The organism is Embleya sp. NBC_00888 (genome assembly GCF_045207655.1).
Classification (GTDB): Bacteria; Actinomycetota; Actinomycetes; order Streptomycetales; family Streptomycetaceae; genus Embleya.
Genome location: NZ_CP108785.1, coordinates 4,910,024 through 4,932,699, shown reverse-complemented (window position 1 = coordinate 4,932,699; position 22,676 = coordinate 4,910,024). Strand labels below are relative to the sequence as shown.

Below are 22,676 nucleotides of genomic sequence, written 5' to 3'. Positions count from 1 at the left end.
CGCGGCGCCGGCGATGGCGGGGAGTGTTCGAGGATCCGGGTCCGGTGTCGGCGTTCCCGGTGGTGCAGGGGCGGTAGCGAGGACCCGGGGTGTGGTGGTCACCGACGACGGGGCGGCGTGTGTCCTCGGGGTCGCACGCGATGCGCACCTGGTTGAGACGACCCCCTTCTTCGGCAGTTGCCCAGGGCGTTTCGGCAAGTTCCGCGGCTGCCGTGTGGTCCGGACGCGCGGTCCGGACGCGCGTGTTGTCCGCACGGCCGGACCGCCCTTCCGTGTCCGGTCCGGTGGTCAGACGGCGGGACTGCGGAGGCCGGTGAGGGTTCCGACCCCGTCGGCGGTCAACGTGTCCGGCAATTCGTCCGGTCCGCCGGCGGCGAATGACGGCGTGACGCCGAACACCGCGGACAGCACGGCTTCCGCACCGGATGCGCCCGCGATGCTGTCGCGGTTCGAGACACCGCGCTCGGCGACCCGAGCGCGCGGCCGCCCATCGGCTCCGGTGACGATTTCCATGGCTTGGCCCCACACCCCGCCCGAGGCGGCGGACGTCAGGTCGCGCAGCAGCGCGATCGCCCGGTCGCGGTAGCCCAGGCGGGCCAGGCCGTACGCGGTGACGCCGGGCCAGGCGCAGAACGCGCCCGCCGCGCCGTGGTCGGGACGGTCGGAAGCGGCGGCGGCCGGGTCGTCGGGGCTCAGGGCCCGCATCCAGCCGCCCACCAGCAGGCGTTCGGTGACGAAGTCCGCCATTTCGCGCCGCATTTCGTCGCTCAGATCGCGGTACAGGGCTGCCGAGGTCAGGCCGAAGTCGAGGCAGTGCCCGATCGTGTCCGTCCCGTCGGGGCGGCGTATCCGCCAGCGGCCCGCACCCGCGTACAGTTCCAACACCGCCGCGGCCAAAACGCCGGCCTCCGCGTCGGCTCGCGCCGCGTCCTCCCGGCGGCCCCGCTGCCGGTACAGGCCCGCCATCGAACGGGTCATCCCGACGTAGGCGCCGTTGAAGCCCGCGACGACTCCGGTGTACGTGGGCACGCACTCCAGCAGGCTCCACGCGTCGTCGCCGAAGTCGGCGAGCACCCCTCCGGTGTCCGCCCTGCGCTTGTCGCGCCAGCCGAAGCCGAGTCGCTCCAGGTGCTCGAAGACCGTGGCCCCACCGGTGGATTCGTCGAGGAAGGCGATGTCACCGGTGGTGCAGACGTAGTGCTCGATGAGCCGGAACAGGGCGTAGTCGTTGGCGCTGTACGCGTTGCCCAGCGGATCGCCGGTGCGGGCTTCGATCCCGAAGGAGTCCCGGTAGGGGCCGGAGAGGACGCGCAGCAGCCACGAGCGCAGTCCGGCGGGCTCCAGGAGGGCGTACATCCGGCTCCACTCGCAATGGTCCCAGAAGTATGTCGTCGTCGGCCCGAGTCGGGGGCCGCCGGTGAGGAACACCGGTTCGCCGGGGCGAATCCGGATGTTGCGCATGTACAGCACCTGCAGGGCGCCGAGGTAATACGTGTCCGCGAGCCCGGCGTCGGTGGTGGTGAGGACCGGAAGGTGCCCGGAGAAGTCCGGGTTTCCCGGGGTGAACATGTTGGCCCAGTGCCGCCGCCAGCCTTCCTCGCCCGCGCGCATCGTCGCGTCGAAGGACTCGGCCGAGGCCCGAGCCTCGGCGGCGACGTAGTGCGCATCTGTTCCGTACGCGCAGGTGATGCCGATGGTCATGCTCTGGCCGGGCTCGATCCGGCGGGTCCAGGTGGCGCGGCCGCCGGGGCCTTCGGTCCGCAGGTCGGCCGGCGCGTCGGTGAAGGCGTAGGCGGCGCGTGCCGCCGACCGGGTGTCCGCGATGGCGACCATGCCGTCTTCCGGTGCGGACGTCCAGCGGCGCGACCGGGTCCAGTGTTCGGTCCGCGTGATCTCCTCGTCGTCGAGGCGGAGCACGACGCGGTCGGCTTCGATGTGCGCGCTGACGCGGTGCCACTCGCCGGCCGGGGCGGCGACGTTCGTGAACACGCGTTCCCCGGCGATACCGAGCCACGGACAACCGTTGTCGACGCCGATCTGCAGCGAGTCCGGGTGGTTGCCGTGGGTCAGGACGGTTCCGGACTGGCTCTTGGTGTCGAGGCGAAGCTCGAAGGCGATCGTCATTCCGGGGGTCAGGGCGAAGGCGTCGAAGGTCGCCTCGTCGTTCGGCGTGAGCCGGATCGCCTCGTCGGCGCGCACGGCCACGCTGCCGTCGGCGCTTTCGACCGTCAGACCGCGAACCGTCGCCGCCACGCCGACACGCGGTTCCGGTTCCTTGTCGTGGCTGACGTGCGCCGGGAGCGCGTCGTCCAGGAGCATCGGGCCGTGGTCTTCGTCGCGCTGGATCCCCGGGATGCGGGGCTTGCCGAGCCGGAGTCGGCGCGACGCCGGGGAGAGCAGGTAGGACTCGCCGCGTCCGCCGGTGGTGGCGCGGATGCGCTCGAGCGCCATGAAGTCGTGGTGGTTGCCGTGGTTCCACGGCACGTCGTACAGCCAGCCGAAGCCGACCTCGGTATGCGCGACCATCGCGAACAGGTCCTGGGACAGTTCGACGGTCCTGGCCTCGGAGCTCTCATTGGTGACCGTGAGGCGCCACAGCAGCAGGTCCCGCGACAGCGCCATCCGGGTGTCGGTGCTCAGCAGCAGGCCGTCGCCGCGGTGTTCGCGCGTCACGCCCCAGGGCTTCCACAGGAACCGTTGGGCAGCCAAGGCCCGCCCGTCCACCCGGAGTTCGCCCGTGTGATATCCGAAGGTGAAGGGGGCGGCGACCAGCCAGGACAGCGAGGACAGGTCGTAGTCGACGTGGCCTTGGCCCAGTTGGTTGCGCAGCGACGGCAGGTGTGCGATCTCGTCGAGGTCGACCCAGTGCCCGGCGAGGTGGTCCAGGTCGGGGACGCCGGCCCGGGAGACGGCGTCCTTGGGGTCGGCGGCGGCGATGGTGGTCACTTGCTGGCTCCCGAGGTGAGTCCGGCGATGAACTGCTTCTGCAGGAAGAGGTATCCGGCGACGGGGATGACCGCGGCCAGGAGCATCACGCCGAACAGTTGTGCGTAGTTGGTGGAGAACTGGCCGAGCGACTGGTACACACCGGTGGTGATGGTCTGTCCGTGCAGCGGGCCGAGAATGAACTGCGGATTCATGAAGTCGTTCCAGATCCACAGCGACAGGAAGATCGCGACGGTAGCGGTGGCCGGGCGCAACAGCGGCATGACGATCCTCCACCAGATCCGCAGCATGCCGGCGCCGTCCACGGTCGCGGCCTCGATGATCTCGCCCGGGATGGACCGCAGGAATCCGGAGTAGACGAAGACCGCGAACGCCAGGTATCCGCCGCCGACGTTGGACAGGACCAGCCCTGCGTACGTGTGGTCCAGGTGCAGCAAGGTCAGGATCCGGATGGTGGGCAGGAGGATCACCGAGGGCGGGATCATCAGGCCGGCGCCGAAAACGGCCAGGACGATCCGTTGGAGGAGTGCCGAGCGGCGGGACAGCCAGAAGCTGGACGCCGCGCCGATCAGGATGATCGGGATCACCGACGCGACCACCGTGACCAGAGAGTTGGCGAGGCCGATCTGGATGATGCGGTCGGGGCGGGACAGCGCGTCCGTCAGGTTCTGGGTCGTCGGCGGTGCCGGCAGGGCGGCGGGATCCGAGACGATCTGGTCCTGCGGTTTGAAGGCGTTGACGACGGTGAGGTAGATGGGGCTGACGAAGGCCAAAGTCACCAGTGCGGCCGCGAGCAGGTGGCCCTTCGTCGCCCACGTGCGGAGCTTCGCTCGCGGTGTGGAGGCGGCGCGGCCGGTGGATGGGCTCGGCGCGAGGCTCCGCGATGCGGCCGGCCGGTGCGAGGTCGATACGGTCACAGGTCCACCTCCCGGCGGCGCAGCAGGCCGGTCACGGACAGCGCGATGACCGCGGAGAGGGCCAGGAACAGCATGGCCACCGCCGAGGCGTAGCCGAAGCGGTTGTCGGTGAAGGCGCACTTGATGATGTAGAGGGCGGTGGACTGTGTGGAGTCCGCGGGGCCGCCCGAGGTGAGCACCGCGATGATGTCGTACAGCTTCAGCATCGTGATCATCGAGATCGTGACGCTGATGGTCGTGCCCGGGGCCATCATCGGGAAGGTGATGTGCCGAAACTGCTGCCGGCGGCCGGCGCCGTCCACCTTCGCGGCCTGGTAGAGCTCGACCGGGATCGACTGCAGCGCCGCCAGGTGCACGACGGTGGTGAAGCCGGTCAGGACCCAGGCGGCGACCAGGCCGACCGAGAACATCGCCAGGTGCGGCGTGCCCAGCCAGGTGATCGGCTTGTCGGTGATCCCCGTGGAGGTCAGGACGTCGTTGAGGATGCCGTCCTGGGCCAGGATGTAGCGCCACACGAAGGCGACGATGACGCCGGACAGCACCTGCGGCAGGAAGGCGACGGCCCGCATCATCCGGTAGCTCAGCGACGTCTTGTTGAGGAGCATCGCGAACCCGATGCCCGCGGCGTTGGCGACGATCGTCACCGCTGCGGTCAGCAGGAGGGTGAAGGTGAGACTGTCCGACAGTGCGCTGTCGTGCATCATCTCGGTGTAGTTGTCGAAGCCCACGAAGTGGGTCTGCGGCTTGAGCGGGTTCTCGTCCGTCAGGCTCTTCCAGGCGCTCATGATCACCGGAACGACGATGAACAGGGCGTACAGGCCGAGCGCGAGAACGGCGATGGTACCGAGGGCCGGGTCGCCGCGGCGTGGGTGGGCTCGGGTGGTCATGGCGGGTCCCTTGTCGAAGTTCTACGGACGTCCCACCCGGCGCCGGTGCGGACGAACCGGCGCCGGTTCAGGGGCTACTTGGCGGCCTTGTCCCAGGCGGCGTCGAGCTTGGCGAGCTGTCCGTGGATGTCGTCGGAGGTGAACAGCGCCTGGCTGGCCGAGTAGAAGGCGTCGTTAAGTCCGGAGGGCATGGCGTCGTCGTTGGTCACCCAGCCGAAGGCCGGGACCTTCGTGTTCTGGTCGGTGACGTAGGTGTAGGAGTCCTTGTAGACTTGGCTGACGTTGACGTTGTAGTCGGCCAGGGTCTTGTTCTTGAGCAGGGGCAACGCGCCGTCGCCCTCGATGAGGGTCTTGAGGTTCGCCGGGTTCGTCGACCAGGCCTGGGCAAAGGCTGTCGCCTTTGCCGGGTCGGCCGTCTTGGCGCTGATCGCCATGGACCCACCCACCGAGAACGGCACGACGAGCGAGCCGTCGTCGGTCGGGGTGAGGAAGGCGCCGAAGTCGTCGGCGTGATCCTTCGGCACCGAGCCGAGGAACCAGCTGCCCATCATGTACATCGCGGTCTTGCCGGAGGTGAAGTTCGTGATCGAGTCCGCGTACTTGACGCCCAGCGCGCCGTCCTCGAAGTAGCCTTCCTTGACCATCGTCCGGTATTTGGCCACAGCGGCCTCGACGTTGGCGTCGGTGAACTTGGTCTTGCCCGCGTAGCGGTCCTGCAGCCAGTGCGGGTTCTTGCCCAGGACGTCCGCGGACAGGATGCCGACCAGCGGCATCGATGCCGAGAACGGGTCGCCGCCGCCCAGCTCGATCGGGGTGATGCCGGCCGCCTTGAGCTTGGCGCACACCGCCATGAACTCCGACCACGTCTTGGGCGGCGCGGTGATTCCCGCCTGCGCGAACAGCTTCTTGTTGTAGAAGACCTCGGGGATGATCTGGGAGTTCGTGGGCGGGACGTAGACCTCGCCCTTGTAGGCGTTGCCCATCGGCATCAGGAAGTTGGCGTTCACCCAGTTCTTGTCGTAGGGCTTGAGCAGCCCGTTCTGCGCGAACGTCGACGGGGTGATCGACTGCAGCAGGTCCGGGAACTGGCCGGAGGCAAGCAGCTGCTTCGCGTACGCGTCCCGGTCCGTGCCCGGGGCGACGATCTTCTTCACCGACGCGCCGGGGGCCTGCTTCTCGGCCTCGGAGATCGAGGTGTCCCAGAACTGCGCGTTCAGGTTCGGGGTCTCGAAGGTCATGTAGGTCAGATCGCCGCCGCCCTTTCCACCATCGTTGGTTGCGGCGGAACATCCGGTGAGCAGGGTCAGGCCCGCAGCAACGCATGCCGCGATCAGACGGGTGGGCCGCATGGAAGTCTCCTGGTGGGGGTGATGTGCCCCGAGGATGGAGCGGATCGGAGGGGATCGACGCCTGCACATCTTCGGGATAACGTTATCGCGAGGATAATCCTGCGTTACGGGAATGTGTCAAGAGTCGATCGGATAACGTTCGGCTGCTACAGCGAGGAGTCACACGGGATGAGCCGACCAGTGGGTGGGAACGGGGGCCGATCCAAGCGGCCGACCATGGTGGACGTCGCCCGCGAGGCCGGCGTGGCGCTGCGCACGGTCTCCCGGGTGGTCAACAACGACCCTACGGTCGGTCCGGAGTATGTGGCCAGGATCGAGGCCGCGATCGCGGCGCTGAACTACCGCCCGGACGAACGGGCCCGGCAACTGCGCACGGGCGTCACCGGCACGATCGGCGCGGCTGTTCGACGAATCGCCGAGGTCAACCCGGCCCTGGCCGCCATCGAGCACGCGGCGCGTACGTCGGGGCAGACCCTCCTGGCGGCCTCCACGGACTTCGACGAGGCCAGGGAACGCGAGATTCTCGTCTCCATGTGCCGGCAGCGTCTCGACGGCATCATCGTCGAGCCGATCGGCGAGAATCACGCCTACCTGGAGCCGGAGCTCGAGGCGGGCATGCCCTTGGTCTCCATGGACCGGCCGATGGCCGGGATCTCGGCGGACTGCGTCATGTCGGACAACGCCGCGGGCATCGGCATGGCCTTCCACCACCTGTACCGGCACGGGCACCGCCGGATCGCCTACATCGGCGACAGCGAGCGTGTCTTCTCCGGCCGCGAGCGCGCCGCGGCCTTCCGGGCCGCGCTGGGTGCCCACGGCCGGCCTGCCGAGGGTCTGGTGCACCCCGGTGAGATCACCCCCGAACGCGTCGCCGCCGCACTGGAGGCCACGCTGCACGGTCCGGAGCCGGCGACCGCGCTGGTCACCGGCAACATGGACACCACGCTGGCGGTGCTGCGGCACCTCGGCCCGCAGGCGGCCTCCCGGCTGGGCATCGTCGGTTTCGACGAGGTGCCGCTCGCCGACCTCATCCGGCCCGCGCTCACCGTGGTCGCCCAGGAGACCTCCACCATCGGCCGCACGGCCGTGGAACTGCTGCGCGCGCGCATCGCCGATCCGGCCCGCCCGGCGCAGAGCGTGATCGTCCCGGTCACCCTGACGACCCGCGGCTCCGGCGAGGTGCCGGCCTGACCCTTCGACCGGTCGGGATTCCGTAACGACGTCTTGACAGACGGCCGAGGCAGCGACCATCGTTCGCGATAACGTTATTTCAGCGCGGCCGTGATCCTCTCGGACGTCGGCGGTCGGCAGCTCACGAGCCGCCGACCGCCGACCGCGTCATCACCGCCCGGATGTGCGCCGACGCACACCGGGACACCCGACCTCCGCGCTGACGGCCCGGCCGACGGGTCCCTCGTGCATGCCCGCCGGTCGATGCCGGTTCCGGTGCCGCAACCTGCGGCAGGCACGAAGCCACAACGTCCATCTGCGCGCAGTCACCTCTTCCGTCAAGCCCGCCCAGACACCTCCTTCCTGATTCCCAGCCGAGGCACGGTATTGCGCTTCGCCTGATCGCGGACCGAGCGGGAGGTCCCGACCTCGACAGCGGCCCTCCCGACTCTCGTGCTCCGCACCCAGCTTCACGCATCTCAAAGGAGAGACGATGACCGACCACATCGCAGGCTCATTGGCTCCGGCCCGAAGAACAGTTCTCGCGGGCGCCCTCGCGGCAGCCGGCAGCGCGGCTCTGACGGCGGGTCCCGCCGCGGCGCTGTCCGGGCCGGTCGACGAGCAGAACGGCGGTACGACAGCACTCCCGACCACGGAGGAGCGCTGGTCGAAGCTTCAGGCGAAGCTGTCCGCAATCACCGGCCAGTGGACGGACCAGACGTACAGCGGCTCGATCTCGACGACGATGCCCAATACGGCGCTCCTGGGCAACGGCGATGTCGGCGTGACCTCCGGTGGCAGCGTCGGGGTGAAGGCGTTCTACATTTCCAAGGGCGACTTCTGGAACGGAAACGGCAGCATCCAGCCGCTCCCGATCGGCGGCATCACGCTGAAGTCGACGGCGGGGAGCGACAACCTCGCACTCGGGGCAACAGCGACCGGTAGCAGTGTCAACGCACCCTTCACACCGGAGCGTGCGGTCAACGGCCAGTGGGCCCCGGGCTACGAAGGCTGGGTCTCCGCCGTCGGCAAGCCCCAGTGGATCACCCTCGACCTGGGCTCCGAGCAGTCCATCGCACGGTACGTCATCCGCAACGACGAAGCCGCCCGCCCCGGCACCCAGGCCTTCAACTCCAAAGACCTCGCCGTGCAGATCAGCCGGGACGGCAACACCTGGACCGACGTCGACACCGTCACCGGCAACACCGCCGCGGTGATCGACCGGAACGTCGCCGCGTTCACCACACGCTACCTGCGGCTGTACATCACCGAACCCACCCAGGGCACCACCGACGACTCGATCCGCAACCCCCGTGCGCGCATAGGCCAGTTGGAGCTGTACGCGCTGCCGAAGACCGCGCCGGATCCGGGCGCACCGAGCCCCGATGCCTTCCACGAGGTGCAGCGGATCCTGGACGCCCACATCACCACGTCCGTCGTGATCGGCGGCGCCACACTGGAGCTGGACACCTGGCTCGCGGCCGAGGACAACATCCTCGTCGTCACCGTGACCTCGAAGGGGACTTCACCGGTGGAGCTGGTGGCCCAGACCTGGGCCCACGCGAACTCCCCCTCGTACCCGGCGGTCGCCGGGGTCGACGGAGACGCCGCCTGGGCGCAGCGGTCAACCGCCTCCGGCACCAACTGGGTGTCGACCGCCGCTTTGGCCACTCGGGTCCTGGGAGCCGACTCCGCGAAGGCGCCGTCGGTGAAGGGCGCAATCGCGAGCACGGTGTTCACCCTGCGGCCCGGCCGGACCGCGACGATCGTGACGACCGTCAGCGGCGGCGGCAAGAACCCCAGTGGGGTGCACGCGGACGTAATCCAGGCAGCGGGCGCGCAGAGTGTACGCACGCTTTCCACACTCGCGAAGAAGCACGCCCAGTGGTGGAAGCGGTACTGGCTGGCGTCCGGCATCGACATCGGCAACCCGGTACTGGAGAAGTACTACTACGCGGCCCAGTACTTCATCGGCTCCGCCGGCCGCCCGGGAAAGATCGCCCCCGGCCTCTACGGCGTCTGGACCACCACGGACCAGCCCGGCTGGCACGGCGACATCCACCTGAACTACAACGCCCAAGCGCCGTTCTACGGCGTCTACTCCAGCAACCGCCCCGAACTCGCCCTGCCCTTCCACGACGTGATCCTCGACTACGTACCGGAGGCGCAACGCCGGGCACAACACGACTTGGCCCGGGTGAAGCCGGACTACGTCGCGCAGCGCTTCCCGAGCGGTGGCATCCCGACGGGGGTGCTCTTCCCGGTGGGCATCGGACCGTTCGGGTCGACGACGGACGACGGTTATTGGCAGCAGGTCGCCAACTGCCTCTTCGCGGCAACCCAGTTCTGTGTGTACTACGAATACACCCGGGACACCACCTTCCTGCGGGACAAGGCGTATCCGTACCTCAAGCTGGTCGCGGCCTTCTTCGCGCACTGGCTGGAGTGGAACGCGAGCGCGGGGCAGTACGTGCTGTGGAGCGGGCCCCACGAGGGTTCGTGGGGGAAGAACTCCACCGCCGACGTCGGCATGCTCAAGCAGACATTGACCACGCTGATCGAGGCGAGCCACGAACTGGGCACCGACAAGGACGCGCGGCGGGACTGGCAGAACATGCTCGACCACCTGCCGGCCCAGCCGACCAGCGTCTACCGGGGCGTCACCGTGTACTCCCTGGTGGAGCCCGGCTCCATGCAGGGCGGGGACACCCGGGACATCCGGCCGGGAGACAACACGGTGAACCTCGAATTCATCCACCCGGCCGAGGTCCTGGGGATCACCTCACCCCCTGCGGAGCGGAAGATCGCCATCGACACGGTCGACGTGATGAACTCGTGGGGCCAGAACAACAGTTTCCCGAAGGTGTTCACCCAGGCCGCCCGCGTGGGTTACCCCGCCGCGTCGCTCATCGCGCACTTCGAGCAGACCATCCAGCAGCAGCTCGCGGCCAACCTGAGGATCAACGACGGGTACCACGGCATCGAGAAATCCGGGGCCACCGAGGCGATCAACAGCATGCTGGTGCAGAGCTTCCAGGGAACCGTGGTGCTCTTCCCGGTGTGGCCGGCCGACCGGGATGCGAGCTTCCACAGGCTGCTCCAGCCCGGAGCCTTCGAGGTGTCGGCCGCGCTGCTGAACAAAACCGTGACCTACGCCGAGATCACCAGCCGAGTCGGGGGCACTCTGCGCCTGAACAACCCCTGGCCGGACACCCGGCGTCCCACCGTGACCGACGACCGCGGGCACCATGTCCCCTTCACCCTGAAGGACGGAATCATCACGGTGAAGACCCGGGCCGGCGGCAGGTACCTCCTCCGCGCGGCACGCCCCACTCCGGCGTCGGGCGGCTGACACGCCCCGCCTGCCTCATCCGGCCGGATACCCGATCAGCGTGCAGTGCGTCGGGGACCGTGCGGCAGACAGGGGGTGGTTCCGTACCGGTTCGACGGAACCACCCCCGCACACTCGTGGCTGTCAGGCGAGCCTGGGCCGAGATCCGCGCAAGATCGCCCGGGCGCGGGATCGTCCTGGATTCGGCTCTGTTCCGTAGTCGATGGTGGCGCTGAGTCTGCGCTGGTGATCACGAGGCATGAATAGCGTCAACTCTCTTGTAGGTGTGGTGTCTTCCGGGTTGTCGACCCTGGTCGTCGAGGATGTGGCGGATGGCGGCGAGATGGTCCGGGTCACTGCTCGGACCCGGGATGTTGCGTGCCCTGCCCGGTGTACGGGGTGCACGAGTTCCGGGTGCCGGTGGTGATCCGGGGCGCGCCACGAACTGTGCGGTGCGCCCGAACCCGCTGATCGGGACACCGAGAAGGTCGTGAAAACCCGGAACGGCACGGTGTCGGCGACATCCCGCACGAGTTCCTCGTGCCCCTGCCGGACGACGGTGTCGATCGGCGTCGGCGCGTAGGCGCGGGTGGCATCCCGCGACCTGGGCAGGCCGTTCCACGCCGGGCCCGAGTCCGTCGCCGCCCTCGGCGCGCGTGGCGCTCGCCGTCCGCGCACGAGCCCGCGTTCTCGCTCGCGAGGCGCCGACACCGGAAGACGTCGTTGTCCCACCCCACCGGATCGACCTTGAGGAACCCGATGACAGACGACGCCAAGTACCCTCCCCCGCAACCGGCCGCACCGAGGCTTGCGGGCCTGGTGGTGGGTGACCCCGCCTGGCTCGCCGCCGAGCAGGCCAGGCTGTTGGGCTTCGCCCGCGGTGCGCGGGTGCCCGACGGTTTCGGCTGGCTCGACGACCGTGGTGCCGTGCGGGACGACGGGTGCGTGCACACGTGGATCACCTGCCGCATGACCCACGTCTTCGCGCTCGCCCGCCTCTGCGGCGACCGCGACGCGGCGGATCTGGTGGATCACGGGCTCGCCGCCCTGTCGGGACCGCTGTACGACCGCGAACACGGCGGCTGGTACACCGGGGTGGACGGCGACGGCCGGCCGCTCTCCGCCGAGAAGTCCGCCTACACGCACGCGTTCGTGGTCCTGGCGGCGGCCGGAGCCACGGCCGCCGGCCGGCCGGGGGCCCGAGACCTGCTGACCCGATCGCTCGACACCATCGAACGGCATTTCTGGAGCGAGGCGGAGGGCCGGCTCGTCGAGAGCTGGGACCTGCCCTGGCAACTGTGCGAGAACTACCGCGGCGCGAACGCCAACATGCACGCCGTCGAGGCGTTCCTGGCCGCGGGAGACGTCACCGGCGAACCCGTCTGGCACGCGCGAGCCCTGCGCATCGCCCGGCACGTGGTCCACGAACACGCCCGAGCCGCCCGATGGCGCCTCGTCGAGCACTTCGACGCCCACTGGACGCCACAATACGAATACAACAGGAACCGGCCCGACGACCCGTTCCGGCCGTTCGGATCCACCATCGGGCACTGGTTCGAATGGGCCCGACTCCTGCTCGGCCTCCACGCCGGCATGCCGACCCCACCCGACTGGCTGCTCCACGACGCCGAGGCGCTCTTCGCCGCAGGCGTCCGCGAGGGCTGGAACGTCGACGGCGAACCGGGATTCGTCTACACCGTGGACCGGGCCGGCGAGCCGGTCGTCAGGGCCCGCATGCACTGGGTCCTCACCGAGGCGATCGCGGCAGCCGCCGTCCTCCACCGCGTCACCGGCAACGCCGACTACCAGTACTGGTACCGCACCTGGTGGACACACGCGGACGAGGTCTTCATCGACCACACCCACGGCAGCTGGCACCACGAACTCACGCCCCGAAACACCCCCGCCGCGAGCGTGTGGCCCGGCAAACCGGATATCTACCACGCACTCCAGGCCACACTCATTCCCCGACTCCCGCCGGCTCCCGCGATCGCCGAGGCACTGCGCCGGAGACTCTCGTGAACACCCGCGGGTCCCGCTCATGTGCAGGCGCCGGGCCCGATCAGCAGGGCAGGCCCACCTCACACGATGTGCACAGCCCAAACAGCAGCAGAGACCCGGGAGTAGGCCGAGCATGATCCTTGTCGTCGGAGAAGCCGTCGTGGACATTGTGAAGTCCGGCCAAGGGGACACCGCCGCCTACCCCGGCGGCAGCCCTGCCAACGTGGCGGTCGGCCTGGGCCGACTGGGCAACCCGGTCTCACTGCTCACCCGGTACGGCCGCGACCCCTACGGAGAAATGCTCGCAGCCCACTTCGCCGACAACTCGGTCACGCTGCTCGGGGACACCACCGCCGGCGGCCTTCCCACCGGCACGGCGATCGCACGGACGGACACCGCGGGTGCCGCCACGTACGAGTTCGCCTTCTCCTGGGACCTGGCGCCGATACCGGAACCGGACGAGCTTCCGGCCGGGATGGCTTGCCTGCACACCGGCTCGATCGCGGTCACCCTGGAACCGGGCGCGACCACCGTACGACGGCTCCTGGCACAGGCCCGCGGGCGCTGCACCGTCTCGTACGACCCCAACTGTCGTCCGACGCTGATGGGAGAGCCCGCACAGGCACGGACGCTGATCGAGCATCGGGCGGCACTCGCCGACGTGGTCAAGGTCAGCGACGACGACCTCGACTGGCTCTACCCCGGGCGGGACATCACCGAGATCGCCCGGGAATGGCTCGAACGCGGACCGGCCCTGGTCGTGGTCACCCGAGGAGCCGCCGGCTCCTACGGCGTCTGCGGGTCGGGCGACGTCCACTGCCCGGCGCCCACCGTCGAGGTCGCCGACACCGTCGGCGCGGGCGACGCCTTCACCGCGGGGCTGCTCGACGCGCTGCGCCGACTCGACCTCCTCGGCGCGGACAACGCATCCCGCCTGCGCCGTCTCGGCCCGGAAACCCTCATGGAACTGCTCAGCGAGGCATCCCTGGTCTCCGCACTCACCTGCGTGCGCCCGGGCGCCGACCCGCCGACCGCACAGGAAGTCGAGCGCCATCGGCACAACATCCGGAACGCCGGCACCGATCGTGCCCGCGTCTCCGGCGCGGCGCAGCCCGCATGGTCGAGCGGGACAAGAACCACCCGTCGGTGGTGATCTGGTCACTCGGCAACGAATCCGGCACCGGCCGCGGCCTGACCGCGATGGCCGATTGGATCCGCTCCCGCGACAACTCGCGACTGCTGCACTACGAAGGCGACTTCGGGTTGGACGCCGCCCGCCACCGCACCGACCTCGTGCCCGGCGACACCGTGTGGGTCAACCTCGACCACGGGCAGCACGGCATCGGCTCACAGTCCTGCGGCCCGGGTCCCCTGCCGCATCAGCAACTGCACGCCCGGCCTGCCGAGTTCTCGTTCGTATTCACCCCGGCCGACTGACCCGGGACGGGTCCGCACGACGGCGGCAGGGCACGGTGGCGGTGCAGACAGCGGAGCAAGCTCACCAACGACACAGCCCGACTCTTCGCCATGAACGTCAGCACACACCGCGCCCCGAACCCCGAACACGGGAACGGGAACGGGCAACTCCATGACAGAACAACCCGCTTGTGTCAAGCACCCGACGTCAGTCGACGGTCACCTCCGCGATAGTCGAAACGACCCCACACGTCCACACCCCGACCAGCACGGAAACACCCACACGACACATCAACCCCACTGACGACCGACCACCGCCACCCGGACACACACTCAGACTTCGCCGCGCAGGCGCTGTGCGGCGCGTTGGCGCCGGTAGTCGCGCATGGCGTCCTTGCGCCAGGCGGCGAAGGTGGGATCGCACAGTTGGTCACGGAACCGGCCGATTCCCATCCATCGCAGCACGGCCCCGGACCGGTTCAGGGGAAAGTAGGTCTCTCCGGGCCCGGTGCCGCCCGCGTCCGGCTCACCGAACGGCTCGGGCGTCCATCCCAGGGCGGTGACCGTGTCCATGGAACGAAGGCTCCCGAATACGCCTGGCATCCGACGGGCCTGCCGTCCCAGGTCCAGGTATTCCACCTGCAACGGCCCGGTGTCGTCGCTCGCGTCCAGGGACGTGGACAGATCCCCGCCCGTCTGCCCGGCGCGTCCCAGCACGATCTTCTCCTGCGTCAACACCTTGCCGGTGCCGCGCAGCCGGAGGTGCGTGCCACGGTGGCTGGCGATCTCGTCCGAGACCACGAACGGCATGCCCGCCCAGGTCAGGACGCCTTCGTCGCCCACGTCGGCGTCAATGGTCCAGGACGACGGAGCTGCGCCTTCGTAGGCGACGGTGCCGGTCGCCTCCACGACGTCGAGCCAGGCTCCGGGTGCGACGTCCACCTCGATGCGGACGTCGTCACCGGACAGCAGCAGCGCCTGGGTGGCGATCAGGCCCACTCTGGCTCCGTCGGCGTCCTGGTCCATGGTCCGAACCGTCAGGTGCCCGGTCACGTGGTGGACGCGGCTGCGGCTCTGCCCGGGCGTGACGCTCAGGCGTGTCGAGCCGGTCACGCGCCCTGCCCGGATTCCGCCGGAGCGTGGTCGTGCGAGTGGGTGGTGCCGTGCGTGTGGCTGTGCGGGTGAACGTCCTCGCCGTCCTGGCCGGCGTGGAAGTGCGGGGCCATCGGGCCGGGGTCGACGGGGGTGTGGTCGCCGGTGCGGTAGTGCGCGAGAGTTGCGCGGACCCAGCCGGTCAGCATCCGGATGGATGCCTCGTCGTGTCGGGACAGCGCGACCACCGGGCCGCCGGCGCGGGCCTCGCGGCCCTCGCGTGCCATGCGCTCGACGTCCACGCGCACGTACTTGCCCAGGTCGGTCTTGTTGATCACGAGCAGGTCGGCGCGGGCGATGCCGGGACCGCCCTTGCGTACGACGTCACCGCCGCCGGCGACGTCCAGGACGAACATCTGGGCGTCCACCAAAGCCGGGGAGAAGGTCGCGGTGAGGTTGTCGCCGCCGGACTCGATGATGACCAGGTCCAGAGGGCCGAAGTCGGCCTCCAGGTCCTCGGCCGCCAGCAGGTTGGCGGTCACGTCGTCGCGGATCGCCGTGTGTGGGCACGCGCCCGTCTCCACCGGGCGGATCCGCTCGGGGTCCAGCACCCCGGCGCTCTTGAGGAAGCGCGCGTCCTCATCGGTGTAGATGTCGTTCGTGATGACACCCAGGCGCAGTTCCCCGGACAGGGCCTGGCACAGCGTCGCGATCAGCGAGCTCTTGCCGGTGCCGACGGGACCGGCTACGCCCAGGCGCATGGCTCGGGTGGGGGCGGTGGAGTTCTCAGGCACTGAAGAGTCTTTCTGTGGTGGTGTCGTGAGTCTCGGCCCAGCGCTCGATGAGAGGGGCGCCGTGGGCAGGGATCTGTTCGGGGGTGCGCAGGTGGGCGACCTGACCGGCCAACTCGTCGATGTCCGGCAGCAGGTCGTTCACCCACGCGGTGATGAGCAGCGGGTCTTGCGGTTCGAGTTTGAGCAGGGCTGCCGTCACGGTCTGGGCGTCGTCGTAGCCGACCAGGCGGGCCAGGTCGGCGGAGTCCATCCCGGCGCGGTGGGCGAGCAGGCCGAGCACGATCGGGCGCGACCAGGTGCGCGCGCGAGCGTCGAGGGGGCCGGGCCAGAGCGTCTGCAGGACGCGCAGGTATCCGCGCCCCAGGCGTCGCCCGTTGGTCCTCAGCGCCCGGCTGGGGGTTCGGGCGGCCCAGGCGGCCTCGACCTCGGCGAGGTCGCCGCCGTCGGCCGCCACCGCACGCGCGACGACTGCGGTTCCAGCCTCCACACGAATGACCGTGCGCAGGCGGGTGCGCAGGTAGGCGGGAACGTCGGCCGATGTCGTGCCGGCCCGCAAGGCGGGCTCCAGGCCGGCGGACTGCGTGTGTCCACCTGACGGGAGCCGGGCGTCGCCCAGCAGGGCGAGCAGGAGTGCAGAGGTGCTCACGGGCCGCCTCAGAAGAGCAGATAGCGCTGGGTGAGCGGCAGGTTCTGCGGTGGGTTCGGCTGGTCGAGGTACCAGAAGCCCGGAAGATTCGGGTGCTCTGTGAGGCTGTGCCCCTGCGCCGGATCGACCCCCGGGATCTTCACCGCGATCTTGAACCGAGTGGGGTCGATGTCGATGTCGAAGCACTTGTCGTTGAAGATCATGTCCTTCTTCATGACGTCCTTGACCGGCTTGGCGCCCTTGAGTTCACGCCGCAGACCGAGGGTGTCCTTCAGGGAGTCCTTGAACACGCCCTTGCCCTTCACCGTGCTGTACGGGTCGGTGCCGGAGGGCGGGTTCAGGGCCTTGTCCGAGACGAACGAATAGGACACCTGGGAGGCGATCGCGTGGGCCATCGCCGGGCGCAGGAAGGTGGGTTGCGGGGTGGACACCGAACCGTTCGGGTCTCCCAGGTTGCCGACCACCATGGCGCCGCCCTTGATGACCACCTCGGGCCGTACGGCGAAGAACCGCGGGTCCCACAGCACGAGGTCGGCCAGCTTCTCCACCTTCACCGAGCCGACGTGCGTGTCGATGCCGTGGGCGATGGCGGGGTTGATCGTGTACTTGGCCACGTAGCGCAGAGCACGGGCGTTGTCGCCCTCCCCCTGTTCGGCCTGGTAGAAGAAGTTCGCGTCGCCGAAGGTCTTGTGACTCCACTCCTTCATGACGTGTGCGACCTGCCAGGTACGGGTCACGACTTCGCCGACGCGGCCCATGGCCTGGGCGTCGGAGGAGGTGATGGACACCGCGCCCATGTCGTGCAGTACGTCCTCGGCGAACATGGTCGTGGAGCGGATACGGGAGTCGGCGAACGCCTGATCGTTCGGGTTGGCCAGGTCCAGGTGGTGGACGGAGGCCAGCATGTCGATGTGCTCGGCCACGGTGTTCACCGTGTACGGCAGCGTGGGATTCGTCGAGGCGGGCAGTACGTTTTCCTGGGCGGCCACCTTCAGGATGTCGGGGGCGTGCCCGCCGCCGGCACCCTCGGCGTGGAAGACGTGGATGCCGCGTCCGGCGATGGCGTCGAGGGTGGTTTCGCTGAAGCCGGCCTCGTTGAGGGAGTCGGCGTGCAGGGCGACCTGCAGGCCCCACCTCTCTCCGGCGTTCAGAGCGGCGTCCAGTGCCGCCGGGGTGGCTCCCCAGTCCTCGTGGATCTTGTAACCGCCGGCACCCGCCAGGGCCTGCTCGTCCAGGCCGTCCTTGCTGACGGTGTTGCCCTTGCACAGCAGCATGACGTTGACCGGCAGGTCGTCGAAGCTGCGGTGCAGGTTCACCAGGTGTTGTGGGCCGGGGGTCACGGTGGTCGCCTTGGATCCCTCGGAGGGGCCCACGCCGCCGCCGACCAGGGTGGTGGTCCCGGTGGCCAGGGCCTCCATGACTTGTGAGGGGGAGATGTAGTGCACATGGGTGTCGATGGCCCCGGCGGTGAGGATCTTGCCCTCGCCGGAGATCACGTCCGTGGAAGGCCCGATCTCCAGCCCGGGGGTGACCCCGGTCATGACGTCGCTGTTGCCGGCCTTGCCGATCGCGACGATCTTGCCTTCCTTGATACCGACGTCGGCACGCACAATGGCGTTCTTGCCGGCGCTCTCGCCCGGGACGAGGTTTGCCAGGTCCTGTGCGGGGGCGACGTCCAGGATGATCACGTTGGTGATCACGGTGTCGGGGGCGCCCTCCGTACTGGTGGTGGTGCCTTGCAGCATGGACTCGCGGATGGTCTTGCCGCCGCCGAAGACCGCCTCGTCGCCGCCGAACGTCAGGTCGTGGGTGACCTCGATCCAGAGGTTGGTGTCGCCCAGGCGGATCTGGTCGCCTACGGTCGGGCCGTAGGACTTGGCATAGTTCCTGCGGGTGATGGTCGTCATTGCTTCCTCCGGCTGGGTGTACGAGGGGCCCGGTCAGTCGAGGTCGACGTCACCGGCGGGCTTGTCCTTGCGCAGGCCCGGAACGCGCCGGTCCCCGCCCATCTCCACGACCTCGATCTTGTCGCTGGGAGCGTTCTCGGGGCTGAACCGCTTCGAATCCCCCGGAGCCACGTCGAGACGGAATCCCCAGGGGGCCCTCCCCGGCGTCTTCGACCGGTCGTGCGCGAACCGGCGGGCCGCGGCGATCTGCTCGGGCCGCGAGAGCTCTGGGTCCGTCAGAGCCTTCTCGGCCTGGGCGGCGGCGTCCTCGTCGGTGAAGAACAGCAGGTCCTCGTTGACGTCGGCCAGATGGATGTGCGAGCCGATCTGGATATCGCGGTCACCGACGTTGAGCACGTAGAGAACGGCCTTGGCGCCCTGGGAGTTGAGCTCGTGGTTCGCGTCCGGATCCCTGACCCACACTCCTCCCACCTCGTACTCGGAAAAGTCGTAGGCCGTGCCCGGATCCAGGGCGGAGGGCTTGGGCAAGGGCTCTTCGAGCCTCAGGCCGGGGCCGGGCGGCGTGGGGACAGGCTGGCTGACCGCGTACGAGGGCGGCTCAGGCTTGGTGGACAGCGGCTGGAAGTAGGGCATGGTTTCGTCCTCAGCTGCTCGGAACGGGCTTCGTGACGGGCTTCGGGTCGCGGATCGGGTTGTGGAGCGTGACCAGCTTGCGGCCGTCGGGGAACGTCGCCTCGACCTGGAGGATGTCGAGCATCTCGGGCACGCCCTCCATCACGTCGGCACGCGTGAGGACGCTCTCTCCCTCGCCCCGGGTGTCGCCCTGGCGGTCCTCCAAGGGAATGCGGGCATCGCTCATCATCTGGTCGACGGTGTAGTTGCCCGCCCGGGCCTCCTCGATGACCCAGCAGCTGATGTAGGCCACGGCCTCGGGATAGTTCAGCTTGATGCCGCGCTCCTTGCGGTAGCCGGCGAGCATCCCGGCCACGCTCAGCAGCAGCTTTTCCTGCTCTGAGGGAATCAGGTGCATCGGTGCTCCTCGATGGTGGTGATGGCGCCCTGACCCCAGGCGGGTCAGGGTGCTCGCAAGGCCCCGGTGCCGAGGCAGGCGCCAAGACGGCTCCCTCGCCCCGGGGCCGGGCAAGTACGTAGGGCTTGTCGGCGGAACTCCTGCGGGCTTGCGGTGCCGTGCGTCCGCCGGACCAGCCGGACGGCGCCCGCACATCTCCTGATCGACGCCCCTCAACAGGCACCCTGCGGTGGCGTGGCGGGCGATGAGGTGACCTCGCCCGGCAGGACAACGCGTGGCCGCACCGCCAGGACTGAGGCCGGGCAGGCCCGCCACAGCCGAGAACCGGAGCGCCGAGGGACACGACGCGCACCGGGCCGGGTCGGACATCCGGGGCGCTGCCGGTCGGGACAAGCCACGCACGGCGAGTGAGCCATACATTCGCGCCTCGCCGCCGAGTCCCGAGCTGCCGTGGCGGTGGGTCGTACCGGCCTGAAGCACTCGTGGCTGTCTGCGCGGCCGCGGAGTACCGCGGCAGCGCCGGCATCCCGGCCGATCGCGCTCTCGGGAGATGGGTTCGCCGGCACCGGCTCGAGCCACGTGCGGACGTCATGCGAAGATCTCTCGCCGCAGTTCAAGAGGCTGCGGCGGGGGCTTGGTCGGTCCGGGGTCCGCGCGGGCCACACGGGTCGACGACCACAGCCATGGTCGACCGTCCGGGCGTCCGACCCGACCCGACATCACCGGAACGGGGCCGGTGTCCGGCGTCGGGGTCTACGCCTTCGGCGTGTACCAGCCGAATTCGAGGATGGCGTCGTTGTAGTCGCTGTCGTCGCCGTTCTCCGCGACGATCACGAGCAGGTTGTAGGAGCCGATCGCGTACGGGCCGCCGCTGTTGAGGCTGCTCGGCTTGGCCGCGCCGCCGTCGCCGTACTGGAAGAGGGCCGTGACCTTGGTCTGCCCGGTGAGGGTCGTCTGCCCGATGACGGTGTTGGTCTCCCCGGATCCGCCGAACGTCAGATCCGTGCCGGCGTCGCCGGTGACCTTCACGGTCTGGGTCGAGCGCGAGTTGGTCTTCGCCTTGACGGTGACCGACACACCGGCGGGAAGGGTGATCTCGGCCTTGTTGCCGCTGACGAGGACATACGCGTCGGACATGGAGTGCTCCTTCGTTTCGGGTCGTGATCCGGAGACGACAAGAGTGGGCTTCGAGCACCGTACGGCCATCCGGTGATCTGAACTCACCGTAACCACAAGGGAGTTCCAGACGGATCGAAATCGTGGAACCCGGGACGGGGCACGGTCTGCCGGTGTAAGGCGGCCGCGGACAGCACATCACCCCCGGGCCGCCCATCGCCGCCTGCCCACGGCGAGCGTCCCGCCTCCGCCGCAGCGTTCCCGGTGTTGGTCACCCTCCACCGCCACACCACACGGCCCCCTCCTCCGAGAACCCACCCGACGTCCACCTCACCTTGACCGACGCCGCCGAGACCTACAGCCTCGGCGCGGCCATCCGATGGGCCTGGACCGGCACCACCCCCGCCGCCACCCGCATGGCCGCCCCCACGTCACGCCCGCCGACGTCCGCCCGTGGGCGGAACCCGAGTTGGAAGCCCTCCTCGACACGGCGATGTCCCTCGACCCCACCGAACGCGCCACCGACGGCGTACTCGCCGAACTCCGCGCGTCGACGCGGACGTGACCAGCGGACGAAGCCGCCCATCACAAGTGTGAGACCCGGCCGAGAAAAGCGCCCTGGCCGTGGAACGGTGCGCCGTGTGGGCCTGGCTCGGCGGCCAACGACCGGCCCGCGCGGCCGGCTCGATCACCCCGGACCGGATCGCCCCCCGAGCGGCTGGGCATGGTGTGGAACACCGACGCCACCGCCTCGTGGCCGAAGCAACCGGCGCCGAGACGGCGACGGCCCCGATACCCGACCGGCATCGGGGCCACCGCCGCACGCATTCCGCCGGGATGGGCCGCTCAACACTCCGAGGCGTTGCTCGCCTCCGCTTCGGTGCCCCAGAAGATCAGGCGGCTGCCGCCGCCCTCGATGTCGATGCACGCGGGCGGGGGGCCGTAGGTCAGCGTCACCGACGCGGTGATGTCGAAATCGCACGCGTTGTCGATGGTGGCCCAGCCGGGCCCCTGGGGACCGAGCACCGCACAGTCGGCGGTGACCGTCGTCGGGGTGACGAGCGTGTGGGTCACGGCGGATGCGCCCGGGGTTCCCGAGCACAGGAACAGGGCTGACAATCCGGCGCCCATGGCTGCACGGACGGTGGCACGCATGCGGATCTCCTCTGAACGACTACCAGAAGTGATCATTCAAGCGCGAAACGTGGCCGACGGTGGGACGGCGCGCACAGCCGAGCCGGTCTGCCCCGATGCCATCGACCTTCCAACCGGTGCGCCCCTTGCGGGGGAACGACCGTTCTCCTATAGTGGCATCAGAGAACGAGCGTTCTCATCGCGAGGCGGCCACCCGGCCGACCCCGCTGCCGCCGCGGCGACCGGACTCACGAACGCCCCGCCGTGGGGACACGACAGACCCGAACGGACACGACATGACAGACGAACTGCGCCCCCCGCTCCCGCCGTTCACCCGGGAGAGCGCCACCGAGAAGGTCCGCCTGGCGGAAGACGGTTGGAACTCCCGCGACCCGGAGAAGGTCTCGCTGGCCTACACCCCGGACTCGCATTGGCGGAACCGCGCCGAGTTCTCCGAAGGCCGCGACGAGATCGTCGCCCTCCTCACCCGCAAGTGGAAGCGGGAACTGGAGTACCGGCTCATCAAGGAACTGTGGGCCTTCGACGGCAACCGCATCGCCGTGCGCTTCGCCTACGAATGGCACGACGACTCGGGCAACTGGTTCCGCTCCTACGGCAACGAGAACTGGGAATTCGACGACAACGGACTGATGCACCACCGATACGCGTGCATCAACGACCTGCCCATCCAGGAGTCGGAACGCAAGTACCACTGGCCGCTCGGACGCCGCCCCGACGACCACCCCGGCCTGAGCGACCTCGGTCTGTGACGGCTCGCCGCCGCGGCCCGCGGCCTCCCCCGACCGTCGGCGGGCACCCGTCCGCCCACCAGGCGCGCGAGCGCCCGCCGACCACCCCGAGGATTCGTGCCGCCGACGGCACCACGGCCGCCGCCCGGGCGGCGGCCGTGGTGCCTCCCTCGACGGTTACCGTCGTTGCC

The 22,676-nt window shown here is 69.4% G+C and carries 18 protein-coding genes and 1 pseudogene; 6 read left to right on the top strand and 13 right to left on the bottom strand.

Annotated elements, in window-relative coordinates:
- Positions 1-288: 288 nt before the first annotated feature.
- From OG948_RS55850 to OG948_RS55835, 4 genes are all read right to left on the bottom strand, one after another.
- Positions 289-2,946: a hypothetical protein gene (locus OG948_RS55850; protein ID WP_331772759.1), complete on the bottom strand. Its 2,658-nt coding sequence runs from the start codon at positions 2,944-2,946 to the stop codon at positions 289-291.
- Positions 2,943-3,863 (bottom strand): carbohydrate ABC transporter permease, encoded by a 921-nt coding sequence (locus OG948_RS55845; protein ID WP_331772758.1) that lies wholly within the window; start codon positions 3,861-3,863, stop codon positions 2,943-2,945. The genes OG948_RS55850 and OG948_RS55845 overlap by 4 nt, the downstream gene beginning before the upstream one ends.
- Positions 3,860-4,750: a sugar ABC transporter permease gene (locus OG948_RS55840; RefSeq protein ID WP_331772757.1), complete on the bottom strand. Its 891-nt coding sequence runs from the start codon at positions 4,748-4,750 to the stop codon at positions 3,860-3,862. Before OG948_RS55840 ends, OG948_RS55845 begins: the two co-directional genes overlap by 4 nt.
- Positions 4,751-4,824: 74 nt before the next feature.
- On the bottom strand, positions 4,825-6,099 hold the full coding sequence (locus tag OG948_RS55835; RefSeq protein WP_331772756.1) for an extracellular solute-binding protein: 1,275 nt from the start codon (positions 6,097-6,099) through the stop codon (positions 4,825-4,827).
- A 168-nt stretch (positions 6,100-6,267) separates the two neighbouring features.
- On the opposite strand from OG948_RS55835, the gene OG948_RS55830 reads away from it, so the two are divergent.
- From OG948_RS55830 to OG948_RS55810, 5 genes and pseudogenes are all read left to right on the top strand, one after another.
- On the top strand, positions 6,268-7,290 hold the full coding sequence (locus OG948_RS55830; protein WP_331772755.1) for a LacI family DNA-binding transcriptional regulator: 1,023 nt from the start codon (positions 6,268-6,270) through the stop codon (positions 7,288-7,290).
- Between the two features lie 472 nt (positions 7,291-7,762).
- Positions 7,763-10,621 carry a discoidin domain-containing protein gene (locus OG948_RS55825; protein WP_331772754.1) on the top strand — a complete coding sequence of 953 codons (2,859 nt, stop codon included), beginning with the start codon at positions 7,763-7,765 and terminating at the stop codon, positions 10,619-10,621.
- A gap of 738 nt (positions 10,622-11,359) precedes the next feature.
- Positions 11,360-12,622: an AGE family epimerase/isomerase gene (locus OG948_RS55820; RefSeq protein ID WP_331772753.1), complete on the top strand. Its 1,263-nt coding sequence runs from the start codon at positions 11,360-11,362 to the stop codon at positions 12,620-12,622.
- Between the two features lie 112 nt (positions 12,623-12,734).
- A complete protein-coding gene (locus OG948_RS55815) occupies positions 12,735-13,754 on the top strand; it encodes a carbohydrate kinase (protein WP_331772752.1) in 1,020 nt (339 codons plus the stop codon).
- Positions 13,697-14,038, top strand: a pseudogene (locus tag OG948_RS55810) (glycoside hydrolase family 2 TIM barrel-domain containing protein); the annotation flags it as partial. The gene OG948_RS55815 and the pseudogene OG948_RS55810, both read left to right, overlap by 58 nt.
- A 312-nt stretch (positions 14,039-14,350) precedes the next feature.
- On the opposite strand, the gene OG948_RS55805 reads toward OG948_RS55810, so the two are convergent.
- From OG948_RS55805 to OG948_RS55765, 9 genes are all read right to left on the bottom strand, one after another.
- Entirely contained in the window at positions 14,351-15,043 is a 693-nt protein-coding gene (locus OG948_RS55805) for an urease accessory protein UreD (RefSeq protein ID WP_406300785.1), read from the bottom strand.
- An 83-nt stretch (positions 15,044-15,126) separates the two neighbouring features.
- Positions 15,127-15,903, bottom strand: coding sequence for an urease accessory protein UreG (gene ureG, locus OG948_RS55800; protein ID WP_331772750.1), 777 nt, complete (start codon positions 15,901-15,903; stop codon positions 15,127-15,129).
- Positions 15,896-16,549, bottom strand: a complete 654-nt coding sequence (locus OG948_RS55795) for an urease accessory UreF family protein (RefSeq protein WP_331772749.1) — start codon at positions 16,547-16,549, stop codon at positions 15,896-15,898. Before OG948_RS55795 ends, ureG begins: the two co-directional genes overlap by 8 nt.
- A gap of 8 nt (positions 16,550-16,557) precedes the next feature.
- Positions 16,558-18,456, bottom strand: a complete 1,899-nt coding sequence (gene ureC / locus OG948_RS55790) for an urease subunit alpha (RefSeq protein WP_331772748.1) — start codon at positions 18,454-18,456, stop codon at positions 16,558-16,560.
- 33 nt (positions 18,457-18,489) lie between these two features.
- Positions 18,490-19,089, bottom strand: coding sequence for an urease subunit beta (locus tag OG948_RS55785; protein WP_331772747.1), 600 nt, complete (start codon positions 19,087-19,089; stop codon positions 18,490-18,492).
- Positions 19,090-19,099: 10 nt separating this feature from the next.
- Positions 19,100-19,486, bottom strand: a complete 387-nt coding sequence (gene ureA, locus OG948_RS55780; protein ID WP_331772746.1) for an urease subunit gamma — start codon at positions 19,484-19,486, stop codon at positions 19,100-19,102.
- A gap of 753 nt (positions 19,487-20,239) precedes the next feature.
- The gene (locus tag OG948_RS55775) at positions 20,240-20,623 is read right to left on the bottom strand and encodes a fucose-binding lectin II (protein WP_331772745.1); all 384 of its coding nucleotides are present in this window, start codon (positions 20,621-20,623) and stop codon (positions 20,240-20,242) included.
- A gap of 334 nt (positions 20,624-20,957) precedes the next feature.
- Positions 20,958-21,188: a hypothetical protein gene (locus tag OG948_RS55770; RefSeq protein ID WP_406300784.1), complete on the bottom strand. Its 231-nt coding sequence runs from the start codon at positions 21,186-21,188 to the stop codon at positions 20,958-20,960.
- Between the two features lie 260 nt (positions 21,189-21,448).
- On the bottom strand, positions 21,449-21,757 hold the full coding sequence (locus OG948_RS55765) for a hypothetical protein (protein WP_331772743.1): 309 nt from the start codon (positions 21,755-21,757) through the stop codon (positions 21,449-21,451).
- Between the two features lie 275 nt (positions 21,758-22,032).
- Here OG948_RS55765 and OG948_RS55760 point away from each other — a divergent pair, with 275 nt between their 5' ends.
- On the top strand, positions 22,033-22,506 hold the full coding sequence (locus OG948_RS55760; RefSeq protein WP_331772742.1) for a nuclear transport factor 2 family protein: 474 nt from the start codon (positions 22,033-22,035) through the stop codon (positions 22,504-22,506).
- Positions 22,507-22,676 lie beyond the last annotated feature (170 nt).

Coding starts and splice junctions, on each gene's coding strand:
- OG948_RS55775 (WP_331772745.1), bottom strand. CDS start 20,623: ATGTCCGACGCGTATGTCCTCGTCAGCGGCAACAAGGCCGAGATCACC.
- OG948_RS55840 (WP_331772757.1), bottom strand. CDS start 4,750: ATGACCACCCGAGCCCACCCACGCCGCGGCGACCCGGCCCTCGGTACC.
- OG948_RS55835 (WP_331772756.1), bottom strand. CDS start 6,099: ATGCGGCCCACCCGTCTGATCGCGGCATGCGTTGCTGCGGGCCTGACC.
- ureC (WP_331772748.1), bottom strand. CDS start 18,456: ATGACGACCATCACCCGCAGGAACTATGCCAAGTCCTACGGCCCGACC.
- OG948_RS55825 (WP_331772754.1), top strand. CDS start 7,763: ATGACCGACCACATCGCAGGCTCATTGGCTCCGGCCCGAAGAACAGTT.
- OG948_RS55830 (WP_331772755.1), top strand. CDS start 6,268: ATGAGCCGACCAGTGGGTGGGAACGGGGGCCGATCCAAGCGGCCGACC.
- OG948_RS55820 (WP_331772753.1), top strand. CDS start 11,360: ATGACAGACGACGCCAAGTACCCTCCCCCGCAACCGGCCGCACCGAGG.
- OG948_RS55815 (WP_331772752.1), top strand. CDS start 12,735: ATGATCCTTGTCGTCGGAGAAGCCGTCGTGGACATTGTGAAGTCCGGC.
- OG948_RS55765 (WP_331772743.1), bottom strand. CDS start 21,757: ATGCGTGCCACCGTCCGTGCAGCCATGGGCGCCGGATTGTCAGCCCTG.
- OG948_RS55760 (WP_331772742.1), top strand. CDS start 22,033: ATGACAGACGAACTGCGCCCCCCGCTCCCGCCGTTCACCCGGGAGAGC.
- ureA (WP_331772746.1), bottom strand. CDS start 19,486: ATGCACCTGATTCCCTCAGAGCAGGAAAAGCTGCTGCTGAGCGTGGCC.
- OG948_RS55805 (WP_406300785.1), bottom strand. CDS start 15,043: ATGGACCAGGACGCCGACGGAGCCAGAGTGGGCCTGATCGCCACCCAG.
- OG948_RS55770 (WP_406300784.1), bottom strand. CDS start 21,188: ATGGGCGGCTTCGTCCGCTGGTCACGTCCGCGTCGACGCGCGGAGTTC.
- OG948_RS55785 (WP_331772747.1), bottom strand. CDS start 19,089: ATGCCCTACTTCCAGCCGCTGTCCACCAAGCCTGAGCCGCCCTCGTAC.